The organism is Stenotrophomonas sp. GW821-FHT09E08 (assembly GCF_059416125.1).
Window position 1 is genome coordinate 106,299 of sequence record NZ_JBWKOO010000011.1, and the last position, 15,038, is coordinate 121,336.

Genomic DNA, 15,038 nt, shown 5'->3' on the forward strand with positions numbered 1-15,038 from the left:
TCTCCGGTAAGCCCCAGCCTAGGTAATACTACGGCGCATGTCCGCAGACGCTCACACGATCCCCACGCCCCAGGCCACCTACGCACAGCGCGTGGCCTTTGTTTCCGAGATCGCCGGACGCCTGCACAGCTACGGCACAACGGCCCAGCGCCTGGAAACGGCAGTGGTGGCACTGGCACGCCAGCTCGATCTGGATTGTGAACCGTGGTCGAATCCCACCGGTATCATTCTCAGCTTCAGCGACCCGGCGCAGGCGATCGGCTCCAGTGACATCACCCGCGTGATCCGCCTGGCGCCCGGTGAAAACGATCTGCACAAGCTCAGCGTCGCCGACCATATCGCCGAGGAAGTGGCCAATGGGCGGATGAGCATCGCCCAGGGCCACACCGCGCTGCGCCAGCTGGACAAGGATCCGGGCCGGCGCGGCAAGCTGCGCACCATCCTTTCGTTTACTCTCGGTGCGGCCGGCGTGGCCGGCATGTGGAAGCTGCCGTGGCTGGACATCGCCACCGCCGGTGTCATCGGCTTGATGATCGGCCTGCTCGGCATGGTCACCGATCGCCGCCCGGCCACCCGCGAGGCAGCCGAGGCACTGGCTGCGCTGCTGGCCGGCCTCGTGGCCACGCTGGTGGCCTCCTTCGTTGGCGCGCTCAACCTCAACACGGTGATCATCGCCTCGCTGGTGGTGCTGCTGCCGGGCATGTCGCTGACCAATGCGGTCAACGAGCTGGCCAGCCAGCACTGGGTGTCGGGTACCGCGCGCTTCGCCGGTGCGTTGACCACCATCATGAAGCTCAGCGTAGGCGCGATGATCGCGGTGACCCTGGCCGACGTGCTCGGCCTGGATCCGGTGATCCGTGCGACGCGTCCGCAGGGGCCGTGGGTCGAGTGGGGTTCGCTGCTTACCGCGGCCTTCGCTTTCGCGATGCTGTTCAAGGCCAACCGCCGCGACTATCCGTGGGTGATCGCCGCCTCGGTGGCCGGCTATGCGATCTCAAAGTTCGGCGGCCATGCCTGGGGAGCGCCGGCAGGCATCTTCCTGTCGGCGATGCTGCTGACCGCCGGTGGCAACCTGTTCGGCCGCCTGGTCGGGCGCCCGGGCGCGATCATCCGCCTGCCCGGCATCATCATGATGGTGCCCGGCAGCACCAGCCTGCGTGGCGTGCTGACCCTGGTCCAGCAGCAGGACGTAGGCGCCGGCCAAAGCGTGTTCCTGACCGTACTGAACGTGGTGATGGCGCTGGTCGCCGGCCTGCTGTTCGGCAACCTGCTGATGCCGGCCCGCAAAACCCTGTAGGTGTGGACCGTTGGTCCACACACCGAAGAATGAAAAACGCCGGCTTTCGCCGGCGTTTTTCATTGCATTCCAATCCGGCCTCAGGCCTTCTTGATCAGGAAATCTTCCGGCTTCTTGTTGCCCTTGGAGGTCAGTTCGGCCATCCAGCGCGGCTGCTTGCCACGGCCGGTCCAGGTTTCCTTCGGGTTGGCCGGGTTGCGGTACTTCGGCGCAACCTTGCCCAGCTTGCGGCCAGCGGTCTTCGAGGGGGCCTTGGCGACCTTGGCCACTTTGCGCGCGCGCGGGGCCGGGGCATCGCCGAACAGTTCCTCGATGGTGTAACCCTCGGTCTTGGCCAGCTTGATCAGCTGGGCCCGGACCTTGGTGATCGGCCGGCGCTTGGCGACGATGGTCTGCTGCTTCTTGGCGGTGCGGATCAGGGCGCCCAGCTCGCGTGCCGACAGGCCGGTCAGGTCAATGCTCATTTACGGTTACTCCGGAAACTAATGTGTGGACGGGACGAGCCAGTCCATGGCGTCGGCGGACAGAATAGTGATGAATTAATCAGAGCACAAATGCAGGCAGGACAGGGCTTGGCGGCATGCCGGCTGCATTGCGTCGATTTTGACCGGATTATGTCCGCTGCAATATCGATTAGATGAACACAACGCAAAAAAAGACCGGGGCATGCCCCGGTCTTTTTTTGATCAACCCTGCAGGCGCTGCAGCAGGGTGGCCTTGTCCAGGCTTTCCGCTTCGCTGGCGCGGCGCGAGCGGTACTCGTAGGTACCGGCGGCAAGGCCACGTTCGCTCACCACCACGCGGTGCGGAATACCGATCAGTTCCATGTCGGCGAACATCGCGCCCGGGCGCAGGCCACGGTCGTCCAACGCAGCGTCCAGGCCCGCATCACGCAGTTCCTGCAGCAGGTTGGCGGCGGCGTCGGCCACGGTGGCGTCCCCCTTCGGGTTGATCACGCACACCACCACCTGCCACGGCGCCATCGCGTCCGGCCAGATGATGCCGGCATCGTCATGGTTCTGTTCGATCGCGGCAGCCACCACGCGCGAGATACCGATGCCGTAGCAACCCATCGCCATCACCGCCGCCTTGCCGTTCTCGTCCAGCACGGTGGCATCAAGCGCTCGGGCGTACGTACGGCCGAGCTGGAACACGTGACCGACTTCGATGCCGCGGGCGATCTTCAGCTCACCGCCGTCCATGGCACGATCGCCGGCACGCACGTTGCGGATGTCAGCCACTTCCGGTTCGGCCAGGTCGCGGCCCCAGTTGACGCCCGCCAGGTGGAAACCGGCTTCGTTGGCGCCGACGACGAAGTCGGACATCGCCGCCACTTCGCGGTCAGCCACCACGCGGATGGCCTTGGCCGGAGCGACCGGGCCGAGGAAGCCCGGCACGCTGCCCAGGAACTCGGCGATTTCCGCTTCACTGGCGAAGCGCTGCTCATCCAGGCCGGCAACCTTGGCCAGCTTGATCTCGTTGACCTCGTGGTCGCCACGCACCAGCACCAGCACGAACTGCTGTGCCTTGCCTTCGCCGGCGATCAGCGCCACCGATTTCACCGTGCGCTGCAGGTCGATGCCGAGCAGCGCCGCGACATCCTCGCAGGTCTTCTGGGTGGGGGTATCCACCTTGCGCATCGTTTCGGTGGCGGCCGCACGCGGCGCCGGATCGGCAGCGATCGCCGCTTCCATGTTGGCTGCGTAGTCCGAGCCGGTGGAGAACACCAGCGCGTCCTCACCGGAATCGGCGATCACGTGGAATTCCTGCGAGGCGTCACCGCCGATCGCGCCGGAATCGGCCTGCACCATGCGGAAATCCAGGCCGAGGCGGGTGAAGATGCGGCTGTAGGCCGACTTCATGTTCTCGTACTCGCGCACCAGGCACTCATCGTGCAGGTGGAACGAATAGGCGTCCTTCATCAGGAACTCGCGTGAACGCATCACGCCGAAGCGCGGACGGATCTCGTCGCGAAACTTGGTCTGCACCTGGTAGAAGTTCACCGGCAGCTGCTTGTAGCTGGACAGCTCGCTGCGCGCGAAGTCGCAAGCGGCTTCTTCGGCGGTCGGGCTGTAGCAGAACACCTGGTCCTTGCGGTCCTTGATCTTCAGCAGCTGCGGGCCGAACTTCTGCCAGCGGCCGGTCTGCTCCCACAGTTCCTTCGGCTGGATGGTCGGGATCTGGAATTCCACGGCACCGGCACGGTCCATTTCCTCGCGGACGATGCGTTCAACCTTGCGCAGCACGCGCAGGCCCAGCGGCGACCAGGTGTACAGGCCGGATGCGAGCTTGCGGATCATGCCCGCGCGCAGCATCAGCCGGTGGCTGGTGAGCTCGGCGTCGCTGGGGGTTTCCTTGGTGGTGTGCAGGTGGAACTGGGAGAGGCGCATCGGCGGCTTCGGATAACGGCAGAGACGCCTATTCTGCCAGCCCGGCCGGGGGGAGGGGTATCGGCAGGGCTGCGCCCTGCACCCGCCTCAAGCAACGTCAACAGCAACAGCAACAGCAACAACGGGTTTCCCGTGGTAGGGCGGGGTGGGTCCGGTTGCGGGGGACGCCGTGAACCCGTCCCTAGGGGCTTGGCAGCCGCATCCATGCGGCTGACACCCCCGCAACCGGACCCACCCCGCCTCTGACAGTTTTCCGCGATCTGTCGCCCTTTTGTAGAGCCGAGCCATGCTCGGCTGTTGTTCGATCAATTCTCGAAATATTCGATTTCCATGGAGATTGATCCACGCATGACGTGGACCTACTGACCGCCGGCCAACTGTCGAAGGCGGGGTACTGTGGGTTTGCGGGGTGTGAGCCGCATGGATGCGGCGACCAAGCCCCCACGGACGGGTTTACGGCGTCCCCGCAAACCCACAGTGCCCCGCCATCCCTCAGGAAGCCGCTTTGGCATTTGACGTTGATGTGGCTTGAAGCAGGTGCAGGGCTGCAAGCCCTGCCGATACCCTCACTCCGCCGGGCAGTAGGCCTTGATGGCGGCTTCAGCCAATCCCTTCTGCGCGCTGCGCTGGTCCTGGGTCAACGCGGTATCGGCCTTGCCGTCGCCGTTGGTGTCCTGCATGACGGTGCCGGAGCCTTCCAGCAGGGCCAGGTTGGCGCGGGCGGTGCTGCACTGCTCGGGAACCGGGGTGGCTGCGGGAGCGGCGGGCGCGTCTGCTGCCGTCGCCTGCGGGCTGCGGGCCTGCTCGCGGGTCTCGAACGTCTTGCCCGCCGGCGGGGTCTCCGAATACTGGGTCACGCCATTGGCGTCCTTCCATTTATAGACCGGGCCGGCCACGGCGTTGGCACTGGCCAACAGCAGCAGGCATCCAAGGCAGGACAGGGCACGCATGGCAAACTCCACGGAATGGGCGTAGAACGCCGATTGCAGCATTGCCGCCGACCACTGGCAAGTCGATTAAACTGGATTCCATGGACCCGATCACACCGCCGCCGCGCTCGCGCACGATTTACCTGCTGCCCAACCTGTTCACCACCGCCGGGCTGTTCGCCGGCTTCTACGCGATCATCGCCGCGGCCAACGGGGATTTCGTCAATGCCAGCATCGCCGTGTTCGTAGCGGCGGTGATGGATGGCCTGGACGGGCGCGTGGCGCGCCTGACCGGCACCAGCAGCGAGTTCGGCGTGCAGTACGACTCGCTGGCCGACCTGGTCAGCTTCGGCATGGCTCCGGCGCTGGTGATGTACCACTGGTCGCTGTCGTGGCTGAAGTTCGATGACCCGCTGCTGGGGCGCGTCGGCTGGGCCGTGGCCTTCCTGTATGCCGCCTGCGCGGCACTGCGCCTTGCCCGCTTCAATACCCAGGTGGCGGTGGTCGACAAGCGCTGGTTCGTCGGCCTGGCCAGCCCGGCCGCGGCCGGGCTGATGATGTCCTTCGTCTGGGCCTTCGCCGATGGAAACCTGGGCTGGGACGGCAACCAGCTGCGCTATGTGGCGCTGGCGGTGACGATTGTCGCTGCACTGCTGATGGTCAGCCGCATCCGCTTCTGGAGCTTCAAGGGCGGTGCCGCCAAGGGCGGCCGTTCGGACCGGGTGCCATTCCTGGTGCTGGCACTGGTGCCGGTTGCCATCGCCATCGCGGTGATCGATCTGCCGCGCGTGCTGTTTGCGGTCGGCATCCTGTACGCGCTGTCCGGCCCGGTGATGTGGGCGGTGCAGCGCCTGCGCAAGAAGCCCGAGGCCGCGTGAGCCAGGACCTGCCCGTGCTGTGGTCATCGGCCCAGCAGGCCTGGCTGCAGGCCATGGGCTACACCGTCTATCACGACGGCCAGCTGGCCGCCGAACTGGACGCCGCGCTGCAGTTGAGCGTGGCCGACGCCGAGGCCGCGCAGCCGGCGGAACCGGCGCGGGCGAGCAGCCCAATCGCCCGCGAGCACCCTGCCGAAGCCGTCCCCGCGCTCCGTGCGGAACGCCCGGCTCCGCCGCGCCGCGAGACGCCGGTCAGCGCACCGGATACGGCGCCTGCGCCGGCCCGGCCGCTGCCCAGCGGCAATGCGCGGCAGCCGGTCGTGCGCCTGCCGGATCGTCTGCAGATCGCCTTGTTGCGCGCCTCCGGCTGCAATCCCAACGATCCGGCCACACAGACACTGATGGAGGGGTGGCCGCTGGACCAGCTGCGTCACGATCCGGCCGCCAAACGCGCGCTGTGGCCGCAGCTGCGCGCCCTGCGCAAGCGGGGTACGCCGTGAGTGCGGTCCGGCAGCCCGGTCCGGTCAGCCTGCGCGCGCTGCGCGAGAGCGACCTCACGGTGGTGATGGCGATCGAGGTGCGCGGTTATCCGTTTCCTTGGACCCGCGGCATCTTCGTGGATTGCCTGCGTGCCGGTTACCCCGGCCTGGTCATGGAGCGCGACGGCGAGCTGATCGGCTACGGCATGCTCAGCATCGCCGCCGACGAGGCACATGTCCTCAACATCTGCATCGATCCGTTGACGCAGTCGCGTGGCCTGGGTCGCCAGTTGCTGCGCGCGCTGGTGCAACTGGCCGGCGATCGTGGCGCGCAGCGTGTGTTCCTGGAAGTGCGGCCTTCGAATACACCGGCGCTGGCGCTGTACCACAGTGAAGGTTTCAACGAGATCGGCCGTCGCCCGCGCTACTACCCGGCGGCACAGGGCCGCGAGGACGCGGTGGTGATGGCGATCGAACTGGTCCACGGTGACCTGCAGGTGATGCCGCCGCTGTAACGAAGAAGGGTTGCCGGCCAGCGGCCGGCACTACCAGTAGCTGCCGACCTTGGTTGGCAGGAATGCGCTGACCAAGGTCGGCCACTACCAAGGCGTGCAATGGCATCTCCGGTAGCGGCCAACCTTGGTTGGCACGCCCTGCTCACGCCAACCGCAACGCCAACACACCGCCTACGATCAGCGCCGCCGCGAGCCATCGCGCACGCGGAACGCGCTCGCGCAACAGGAATGCCGAGATCAGCAGCGCGAACAGGATCGACGATTCGCGCAGCGCTGAAACCATCGCCACCGGTGCCTGGGTCATTGCCCACAGCGCCATCGCGTAAGAGGCGGTGGTGCCAGCGCCGCCGGCCAGCCCCAGCGGCCAATGCTGCCGCGCATAGGCCAGCACCGAGCCGCCGCGGGTGTACAACGCCCACAGTGGCAGTGGAATGCCTGACAGCAGGAACAGCCACAGCGTGTAACTGAGCGCGCTGCCGGACTGGCGCGCGCCCTGCGCATCGACCAGGGTGTAGGTGGCGATCATCGCCGCGGTCAGCAGCGGCAGGCGCAGCTGGCCGCCACGCGCACCCAGTGCCATGCAGAGGATGCCGGTGCTGACCAGCACAACGCCCAGCCACGCCGCCGGTGGCAGCCGCTCGCCCAGCAGCGTGCCCGCCAGGGCAACCAGAATCGGTGCGCTGCCACGCATCAGCGGATAGGCCAGGCTCATGTCGACCTGCTGGTAACAACGTGCGACCAGGCCGTAGTAGGTCACCTGCAGCAGCACCGACGCGCCCAGCCACGGCCAACTGTGTGCTGCGGGAAATGGCAGGAAGGGCAGGGCAGCGGCCGACAGCAGCGCGGCACTGCCGGTGACCAGCACCGTGCCGAGGAACTTGTCTGGTCCGCGCTTGACGATCGCATTCCAGCTGGCATGCAGGGCCGCAGCCGCGAGGACCAGCAGGAAGATGGAAAGAGGCATCCAGCGATGATGCCATGCGGGGAAATGAAAACGCCGGGCATCGCCCAGCGTTTCCGATTCTGCTTCGGTGGTTGCCAACCCTGGTTGGCACATTGCATTGGTGCGGACCGAGGTCCGCACCCACCAGCCCGGCGCTTACAGCTTCGCGCGCTGCTCGCGCAGGCCGGCCAGCTGGGTGTTCCAGTCGACCAGACGCACGCGCTCCTGCTCGACCACCGCCGGTGGCACCTTGTCGGTGAACTTGGCCAGCTTGGTCTCGCTCTTCTCCTGCTCGCCTTCCACGCGCTTGATCTCCTTGTCCAGGCGCGCACGCTCGGCGTCGAGATCAACCAGGCCTTCCAGCGGCACCAGCAGCTTCAGCTCACCGACGATCGCGGCGGCAGCTGGCGGTGCACTTTCGCCTTCAGCCAGCCACTGGATGCTGTCCAGCTTGAGCAGGAACGACAGCGACGCGCTGAAACGTTCGATGCGCACGCGATCCTGCTCAAGCCCGGCCTGCAGGCGCAGCGGCACCAGCTTGGAGGGCGCGACGTTCAGTTCACTGCGCACACGGCGCACTGCACTGATCACGGCCTTCAGCCATTCGACGTCGGCCTCGGCCTGGGCGAAATCGCCTTCGAACTCAGCGGCGGTCGGGTACGGGCGCAGCGACAGCGTGGTTTCGGCCAAGCCCAGGCGCGGCGCCAGCTGCTGCCACAGCTGTTCGGTGATGAACGGGGTCAGCGGGTGCAGCAGGCGCAGCAGCGCTTCCAGCACGTACAGCAGGGTGTGACGGGTGCTTTCGGCGTCGGCGGCATCGGCACCGTTCAGCGCCGGCTTGCTCAGTTCCAGGAACCAGTCGCAGAACTCGTTCCAGGCAAACTCGTACAGGCACTGCGCCAGCAGGTCGAAGCGGTAGTTGGCGTAGTGGCCCTGAGCCTCGCTGGACACGGCCGCAAGGCGCGAAAGGATCCAGCGCTCCGCATCGGTCCGCGGGGTCGGCACGCCGGTGAACGCTGCACCCTCGGTGTTCATCAGGGTGAAGCGGCTGGCGTTCCACAGCTTGTTGCAGAAGTTCTTGTAGCCCTCGGCGCGGTTCATGTCGAACTTGATGTCGCGGCCGTGGGTAGCCAGCGCGGCGATGGTGAAGCGCAGCGCATCGGCACCGTGGGCGGCGATGCCGTCCGGGAATTCCCTGCGGGTGGCCTTCTCGATCTTCTCCACCATCTTCGGCTGCATCAGGCCGCCGGTGCGCTTGGCGACCAGGTCGTCGATGCTGATGCCGTCGATGATGTCCAGCGGGTCGAGCACGTTGCCCTTGCTCTTGGACATCTTCTGGCCCTGGCCGTCGCGGATCAGGCCGGTGAAGTAGACGTCCTTGAACGGGATCTTCCCGACCAGGTTGTCGGTGGCCATGATCATGCGCGCCACCCAGAAGAAGATGATGTCGAAACCGGTGATCAGCACCGACGACGGCAGGTAACGGTCGAAGCCACGCTCGGCCATGGCCTGCTCGTTCGGCCAGCCAAGGGTGGAGAACGGCCACAGCTGCGAGGAGAACCAGGTCTCCAGCACGTCGCTTTCCTGGTTCAGCACCACGTCGCTGCCCAGGTTGTGCTTCGCCCGCACTTCCTCTTCGCTGCGACCGACGTAGCAGCTGCCGGTGGCTTCGTCGAACCACGCCGGAATGCGGTGGCCCCACCACAGCTGGCGGCTGATGCACCAGTCCTGGATGTTGTTCATCCAGTGGCGGTAGGTGTTGATCCAGTTCGGCGGCACGAAGGAAATACTGCCGTCTTCGACCAGCTCCAGACCACGCTTGGCCAGGTCGTCCATCTTCACGAACCACTGGTCGGTCAGGTACGGCTCGATCACCTGGCCGGTACGGTCACCGCGCGGCACCTGCAGCTTGTGCGCCTTGGTCTCGACCAGGATGCCCAGGTCTTCCAGCTCGGCCAGCACGGCCTTGCGGGCTTCGTAGCGGTCCAGGCCCTGGAAGCGTTCCGGCGCATTTTCATTCAGCGCCGCCACCGGGGTGAACAGGTTGATCATCGGCAGGCTGTGGCGCACGCCCACTTCGTAGTCGTTGAAGTCATGCGCCGGGGTGACCTTGACCACGCCAGTGCCGAAGGCACGGTCGACGTAGTCGTCGGCGATCACCGGCACGCGGCGGCCGGTCAGCGGCAGCACCACGCTCTTGCCGATCAGGTGCGCGTAGCGCGCGTCTTCCGGGTGCACCATCACCGCGGTATCGCCCAGCAGGGTTTCCGGACGGGTAGTGGCGACGACCAGGTAGTCTCGGGTTTCGCGCAGGGTTTCCACGCCGTCGGCATCGCGCTCGACGTGCTCGTAGCTCAGGCCGTCATCCAGCGTGTAGGCGATCGACCACAGGAAGCCGTCTTCCTCGGCGCTCTCCACTTCCAGGTCGGAGATGGCGGTCTTCAGCACCGGATCCCAGTTGACCAGGCGCTGGCCGCGGTAGATCAGGCCCTGTTCGTACCAGCGCACGAAGGCTTCGTTCACCGCCGCCGAGGGCTGCGGATCCATGGTGAAGGTGCTGCGCGACCAGTCGGCCGAGGTACCGAGGCGGCGCATCTGGCGTTCGATGATGTCACCGGATTGCTGCTTCCACTCCCAGACCTTGCCGATGAAGCCCTCGCGGCCCAGCGAATCGCGGGTCTCGCCCTTGCCTTCCAGCGCCAGGTTGCGGCTGACCACCATTTCGGTGGCGATGCCGGCGTGGTCGGTACCCACCTGCCACAGCGTGTCGTAGCCGCGCATGCGGTGGTAGCGCACCAGCGCATCCATCAGGGTCTGCTGGAAGGCATGGCCCATGTGCAGGGTGCCGGTCACGTTCGGCGGCGGCAACAGGATGGTGTACGGCTCGCCCGTGCCGGACGGCTTGAAGTGGCCGGCCTTCTCCCAGGCCTCGTAGAGGTCGGTCTCGAAGGACTTCGGGTCGTAGCTGGAGGCGAGTTGGGTCATGCGGGGCAACCGGTAATCAAGGCGGAAGGGAGATCAGCGCGGCCCGAGGGCGCGCCGGATCTTCTGGTCGGTGTGGTACTGGCTGACCGCGTAGGCGGCCCAGATGGCGGCGGGCAGCCAGCCGATCAGGGTGATCTGCAGGATCAGGCAGACGATGCCGGCAAACGGCCGGCCGATGGTGAAAAAGGACAGCCAGGGAAGAATCAGGGCGATCAGCAGGCGCATCAAGGGGGCCTCGCTGGACTTACATGTCGTGCTTGTTCAGGTCGTAACCGGCGGCCTTGTACTGGCGCCAGCGCTCGCGCAGCGGTTCGCGCGCTTCCGGGTCGGCCGGGACCACTTCCAGCACGCGCTCGCACTGGCCCAGCCAGGGTTCGTCGCGCAGGTTGATCACCAGCGGGCGGGCTGGCGCTTCGGTGCCGGGCACGGCGATCAGCACCAGGGCTTCTTCCTCGTCCATGTCTTCGCCGGCGATCTGGTGCGGGATGTAGGCATCGTTGTCAAACGCCCACAGCAGTTCGTCCAGCTCCTCGGCCTGGGCCTGGTCGCGGGCCAGCACCAGGGTGAACAGCCCAGCGTCGTTGGCCTTGCGCGCCAGCTCGCAGACCAGGCGCAGCGGCTCGGTCAGGAAGCGGGGCTTGGCGATCAGGTAGAAGTCGGCGCGGGGCATGGCAGGATCCGGGTCAGGCAGGGGCCCGGCGCTGCCGGGCGAGGCCCTGGCCGGCGGGCGCCGGCCAGGGTCGGGTACGGCATCAGGCGCGGGCGACCTGGTCCAGCAGCCACTGGCTCAGCAGGCCGACCGGGCGGCCGGTGGCCATGCCACGCTTGCCTTCATCGCTGGCCACACCGGCGATGTCCAGGTGGGCCCAGCGCTGGCCTTCGGCGAAGCGCGACAGGAAGCAGCCGGCGGTGATCGCACCGGCCCAGCGACCGCCGATGTTGTAGACGTCGGCGAAGCTGGAATCCAGCATCGGCTGGTATTCGTCCCACAGCGGCAGGCGCCAGGCGCGGTCGAACACCTGCTCGCCGGCGGCCAGCAGCTCATTGGCCAGGTCGTCGTGCTTGCTCATCAGGCCGGCGGTCTGGTGGCCGAGGGCAACCATGCAGGCGCCGGTCAGGGTGGCGACGTCGACCAGCGCAGCCGGCTCGAAGCGCTGCGCGTAGGTCAGTGCGTCGCACAGGATCAGGCGGCCTTCGGCGTCGGTGTTGCCCACTTCGATGGTCTTGCCCGACATCGAGGTGATGACGTCGGACGGACGGTAGGCATTGCCGTCGATGGCGTTTTCCACCGCCGGGACCACCACCACAAGATTCAACGGCAGCTTGGCCTTGACCGCGGCGACGAAGGTGCCGATGACGTTGGCGCCACCGCACATGTCGTACTTCATCTCTTCGATGCCGCCCTGGGTCTTCAGGTTGACGCCACCGGTATCGAAGGTGATGCCCTTGCCGACCAGCACGTACGGCTTGGCGTCGCCGCCATTGTTCCACTTCAGCACGACCAGGCGCGGGCGGTTGGCCGAGCCACGGGCCACGGCCAGCAGCGAGCCCATGCCCAGCGCTTCCATCTGGTGCTCGTCGAGGATCTCGGCTTCGGCACCCTCGTGCTCGCCGGCGAACTTCACGCCGACCTCGGCCAGGTAGGCCGGGGTGCAGTAGTTCGGCGGCAGGTTGCCCAGCTCGCGGGCGAATTCGACGCCGGCGGCAATGGCCTGGCCCTGGGCCAGCGCCAGTGCCAGTGCATCGTCACCGGCGATCGCCAACTGGGCCAGGCCGGCGTCATCGGCCTTCTTCTTGCCCAGGGTGGCGGTGTAGCGGTAGGCGGCGTGGTCGGCGGCGATCACCGCCTGGCGGATCGCCCAGGCCGCGTCGCGGTCCTTCACTGCCACTTCGGACAGGGTGAACAGTGCGCTGCGGACAGCGCCGGCCTTCAGCGCGCGTACGGCATCGCCGACCGCCTTCAGGTACTGCGGCACGCCGAAACGGGCCGCTTCGCCCAGGCCGACCACCAGCACGCGCGGGGCGGTCACGCCCGGCAGGTCGTGCAGCAGGGTGGTCGCGCCGGTCTTGCCGGACAGGTCGCCACGCTGGGCCAGGGCGGCCAGGCGGCCACCGCTGGCGGCATCCAGTGCCTGAGCGGCCGCAGTCAGGGTATGGTCGGCATAGGCGCCGACGACCAGGCAATCAACGGCGGCCGAAGCCGCGGCGAGGTGGTTCAGGGTGAATTCGAGAGCCATTGAGCAGATTCCATTGGCAAGTCCGTACAATCGCGGACCGTTTACGCCCAGACAGTAGACTGGGCGGCACCGCGAACGAACCCCAGAGTTTAAACCACCGCCCCATGTTGAAGCTCGACCGATACCTGCTGGGCGATTTCGTCCAGAGTTTCCTGGCTACCCTGATCGTCCTGCTGGTGGTCAGCGTGGGCGGCGTGCTGGTGGACATCCTCGGCAACATCGCCGATGGGCGCCTGCCGGCCAAGCTGCTGTTCTCGCAGCTGGGCCTGCAGTTCATCGCCTACCTGCCGCTGATCCTGCCGCTGGCGCTGATGCTGGGCCTGCTGCTGGCGGTCGCCCGCCTGTACCGGGACTCGGAAATGGCGGTCATCACCGCCGTGGGCGTGGGCCCCAAGCGCCTGCTGCGGCCGCTGCTGATGCTGGTGCTGCCGGTCGTGGCCCTGGTGGGTGCCTGCTCGCTGTGGCTGGGGCCCTGGGCCGGGCGGATGGCAGAGCAGATGATCATCGAGGCCAACCGCAGCGTGCTGATGGCCGGCCTGGAGCCGGGCCGCTTCACCCCGCTGCCCAATGGCGGCGTGGTCTACCTGTCCTCGATCTCGCCCGATGGCACCCGGCTGGGCAAGGTGTTCCTGCAGCGGCAGAAGGACGACCGCCTCGAGGTGGTGTCCGCCGCCGGTGGCCGGATGTTCTTTGAAGGCGCCCGCCAGCGCTTCCTGGAGCTGGATGACGGGCACCAGGTGGAGGGCCCGGTAGCGGGTGGGCTGGACTACCGCCTGGCGACCTTCGCGCGCAACGACGTGGCCCTGCCCGACGGTGCGCAGACCCGTACCGAGAACGATCCGGAGCTGATGCCGACCACGAAGCTGTTCGGTGATGCCCGGCCCGAGGCACAGGCGCAGCTGCATCGCCGGCTGGCCCCGCCGCTGATCGCACTGGCCTTCGCCCTGTTGACCGTGCCGCTGGGCCGCAGCTCTCCGCGCCAGCAGCGCTACGGACGGATGATGCTGGCCCTGCTGGCCTACATGGTTGGCACCAACCTGATGTTCATCGGCAGCGGCTGGATTGCCACTGGCAAGATCCCGGCCGCGCTCGGCCTGTGGTGGCTGACCCTGCCGCTGTTGGGGCTGGCGATCTGGATGTATGCACGTGATGGCCGCCTGGGCCGTCCGAAGGGAGCCCACGCATGAGGCTGCGCCCGATGCGTTTCGATCTGTACCTGGGCCAGTCGGTGTTCACCACGGTGCTGTTGACCTGGGCGGTGCTGGTCGGCCTGGACGTAGTGATGGCGTTCTCCGGCGAGTTCAAGGACATCGGCAAGAACGGTTATTCGCTGGGCCATGCCGCGGCATGGGTGCTGTATACGGTGCCGCGCCGCGCTTACACCATGTTCCCGACCGCCGCGGTGATCGGTGCGCTGATGGGTCTGGGCCAGCTGGCGGCCACGTCCGAACTGACCGCGCTGCGCGCGCTGGGGCTGTCGCGCAAGCGCCTGAGCGTGTCGGTGGCGATCGCGCTGTCACTGCTCACCGCAATGATGGTGCTCAGCGCCGAAACGCTGGGACCCTGGGGCCAGGATCGTGCCGATGCGCTGAAGTCCAGCGCCAAATGGGGCCAGGACATTTCCACTGCACGCTACTCCGGGCTGTGGGCGCGGGAGGGCGACACCTTCCTCAGCGCCGCCGGTGGCGAAGAGCAGCTGGTGGGTGACAAGGGCACGCGGTTGATCCTGCGCGACGTGCGCCTGTACCGCATCGCCGAGGACGGACAGATCGCCTCGCTGACCCACGCGGCCACCGCCGAGCACGACAACGATGGCTGGGTGTTGACCGGTGTGCGCCGGGATACGTTCGGCGAACGTTCGGCCACGCGCGAGGAAGTGGCGCGCGAGCCGTGGAATTCCAAGCTGGATGCCGGCGCGCTGGCGACCGGTATCGCCAAGCCGCGCAACCTCAGCGTGGCCGAGCTCCGTACCAGCATCGAGTACCGCGAACGCAATGGGCTGGATGCGCGCGACTATGAGGATGTGTACTGGAGCCGTTGGTTCTACCCGATGAACGTGCTGGCGCTGTGCCTGGCGGCGGTGCCGTTCGCATTCGGCTCGCTGCGCAGCGGCGGCATGGGCAAGCGCCTGTTCCTGGGCATCCTGTTCGCGCTGGGCTTCTGGTTGCTGCAGCTGTTCTTCGGCCGCATGGCCGGTGCGCTGAAGTTCGATTACCGCATTGCCTATGCGCTGCCACCGATCGTGATGCTGGCGATATCCGGACTGCTGTTCCGGCGCAAATCGGGCTGATTCCGGTAGCGCCGGGCAGGACGGCCAACGCGCGGATTTCTGTAGAGCCGAAGGTAGCGGCAGGAGCCGCTGCCAACGTCGCTGGCGACGGCCTG

Annotated in this window: 13 protein-coding genes and 1 pseudogene; 6 read left to right on the top strand and 8 right to left on the bottom strand. The window is 67.0% G+C overall.

What is annotated here, in order from left to right:
• Nucleotides 1-37: 37 nt before the first annotated feature.
• Nucleotides 38-1,297 (top strand): threonine/serine exporter family protein, encoded by a 1,260-nt coding sequence (locus AC07M7_RS14635; RefSeq protein WP_004142069.1) that lies wholly within the window; start codon nt 38-40, stop codon nt 1,295-1,297.
• Between the two features lie 86 nt (nt 1,298-1,383).
• Here the strand turns inward: AC07M7_RS14635 and AC07M7_RS14640 are convergent.
• From AC07M7_RS14640 to AC07M7_RS14650, 3 genes and pseudogenes are all read right to left on the bottom strand, one after another.
• Nucleotides 1,384-1,761, bottom strand: a pseudogene (locus AC07M7_RS14640) (H-NS histone family protein); the annotation flags it as partial.
• A gap of 222 nt (nt 1,762-1,983) precedes the next feature.
• Entirely contained in the window at nt 1,984-3,687 is a 1,704-nt protein-coding gene (locus AC07M7_RS14645) for a proline--tRNA ligase (RefSeq protein WP_426354420.1), read from the bottom strand.
• Between the two features lie 566 nt (nt 3,688-4,253).
• Entirely contained in the window at nt 4,254-4,637 is a 384-nt protein-coding gene (locus tag AC07M7_RS14650; RefSeq protein ID WP_046983861.1) for a DUF4124 domain-containing protein, read from the bottom strand.
• Between the two features lie 80 nt (nt 4,638-4,717).
• Here AC07M7_RS14650 and pssA point away from each other — a divergent pair, with 80 nt between their 5' ends.
• The 3 genes from pssA to rimI are packed head-to-tail and all read left to right on the top strand — an operon-like array spanning nt 4,718 to nt 6,488.
• Nucleotides 4,718-5,494 (top strand): CDP-diacylglycerol--serine O-phosphatidyltransferase, encoded by a 777-nt coding sequence (gene pssA, locus AC07M7_RS14655; RefSeq protein ID WP_046983850.1) that lies wholly within the window; start codon nt 4,718-4,720, stop codon nt 5,492-5,494.
• On the top strand, nt 5,491-5,994 hold the full coding sequence (locus AC07M7_RS14660; RefSeq protein WP_426354416.1) for a hypothetical protein: 504 nt from the start codon (nt 5,491-5,493) through the stop codon (nt 5,992-5,994). Before pssA ends, AC07M7_RS14660 begins: the two co-directional genes overlap by 4 nt.
• A complete protein-coding gene (rimI, locus tag AC07M7_RS14665; protein WP_046983852.1) occupies nt 5,991-6,488 on the top strand; it encodes a ribosomal protein S18-alanine N-acetyltransferase in 498 nt (165 codons plus the stop codon). Before AC07M7_RS14660 ends, rimI begins: the two co-directional genes overlap by 4 nt.
• Before the next feature lie 142 nt (nt 6,489-6,630).
• Here the strand turns inward: rimI and AC07M7_RS14670 are convergent, their stop codons facing one another.
• The 5 genes from AC07M7_RS14670 to AC07M7_RS14690 all read right to left on the bottom strand — a co-directional run bounded on the left by AC07M7_RS14670 (nt 6,631) and on the right by AC07M7_RS14690 (nt 12,653).
• The gene (locus AC07M7_RS14670) at nt 6,631-7,452 is read right to left on the bottom strand and encodes an EamA family transporter (protein ID WP_253077837.1); all 822 of its coding nucleotides are present in this window, start codon (nt 7,450-7,452) and stop codon (nt 6,631-6,633) included.
• 135 nt (nt 7,453-7,587) lie between these two features.
• On the bottom strand, nt 7,588-10,416 hold the full coding sequence (locus tag AC07M7_RS14675; protein ID WP_136638612.1) for a valine--tRNA ligase: 2,829 nt from the start codon (nt 10,414-10,416) through the stop codon (nt 7,588-7,590).
• 33 nt (nt 10,417-10,449) lie between these two features.
• Nucleotides 10,450-10,641, bottom strand: coding sequence for a YqaE/Pmp3 family membrane protein (locus tag AC07M7_RS14680; protein WP_012510005.1), 192 nt, complete (start codon nt 10,639-10,641; stop codon nt 10,450-10,452).
• Between the two features lie 19 nt (nt 10,642-10,660).
• Entirely contained in the window at nt 10,661-11,086 is a 426-nt protein-coding gene (locus AC07M7_RS14685; RefSeq protein WP_005415211.1) for a DNA polymerase III subunit chi, read from the bottom strand.
• Nucleotides 11,087-11,168: 82 nt separating this feature from the next.
• Nucleotides 11,169-12,653, bottom strand: coding sequence for a leucyl aminopeptidase (locus AC07M7_RS14690; protein WP_495207729.1), 1,485 nt, complete (start codon nt 12,651-12,653; stop codon nt 11,169-11,171).
• A gap of 104 nt (nt 12,654-12,757) precedes the next feature.
• Between AC07M7_RS14690 and lptF the strand changes: the two genes are divergently transcribed.
• Together lptF and lptG are read left to right on the top strand one after the other, a co-directional pair.
• A complete protein-coding gene (lptF, locus tag AC07M7_RS14695; RefSeq protein ID WP_136638610.1) occupies nt 12,758-13,840 on the top strand; it encodes an LPS export ABC transporter permease LptF in 1,083 nt (360 codons plus the stop codon).
• Nucleotides 13,837-14,943, top strand: coding sequence for an LPS export ABC transporter permease LptG (gene lptG, locus AC07M7_RS14700; protein WP_046983856.1), 1,107 nt, complete (start codon nt 13,837-13,839; stop codon nt 14,941-14,943). Before lptF ends, lptG begins: the two co-directional genes overlap by 4 nt.
• Nucleotides 14,944-15,038: the final 95 nt, after the last annotated feature.

Coding starts and splice junctions, on each gene's coding strand:
- AC07M7_RS14635 (WP_004142069.1), top strand. CDS start 38: ATGTCCGCAGACGCTCACACGATCCCCACGCCCCAGGCCACCTACGCA.
- AC07M7_RS14645 (WP_426354420.1), bottom strand. CDS start 3,687: ATGCGCCTCTCCCAGTTCCACCTGCACACCACCAAGGAAACCCCCAGC.
- AC07M7_RS14650 (WP_046983861.1), bottom strand. CDS start 4,637: ATGCGTGCCCTGTCCTGCCTTGGATGCCTGCTGCTGTTGGCCAGTGCC.
- pssA (WP_046983850.1), top strand. CDS start 4,718: ATGGACCCGATCACACCGCCGCCGCGCTCGCGCACGATTTACCTGCTG.
- AC07M7_RS14670 (WP_253077837.1), bottom strand. CDS start 7,452: ATGCCTCTTTCCATCTTCCTGCTGGTCCTCGCGGCTGCGGCCCTGCAT.
- AC07M7_RS14675 (WP_136638612.1), bottom strand. CDS start 10,416: ATGACCCAACTCGCCTCCAGCTACGACCCGAAGTCCTTCGAGACCGAC.
- AC07M7_RS14680 (WP_012510005.1), bottom strand. CDS start 10,641: ATGCGCCTGCTGATCGCCCTGATTCTTCCCTGGCTGTCCTTTTTCACC.
- AC07M7_RS14685 (WP_005415211.1), bottom strand. CDS start 11,086: ATGCCCCGCGCCGACTTCTACCTGATCGCCAAGCCCCGCTTCCTGACC.
- AC07M7_RS14690 (WP_495207729.1), bottom strand. CDS start 12,653: ATGGCTCTCGAATTCACCCTGAACCACCTCGCCGCGGCTTCGGCCGCC.
- lptF (WP_136638610.1), top strand. CDS start 12,758: ATGTTGAAGCTCGACCGATACCTGCTGGGCGATTTCGTCCAGAGTTTC.
- lptG (WP_046983856.1), top strand. CDS start 13,837: ATGAGGCTGCGCCCGATGCGTTTCGATCTGTACCTGGGCCAGTCGGTG.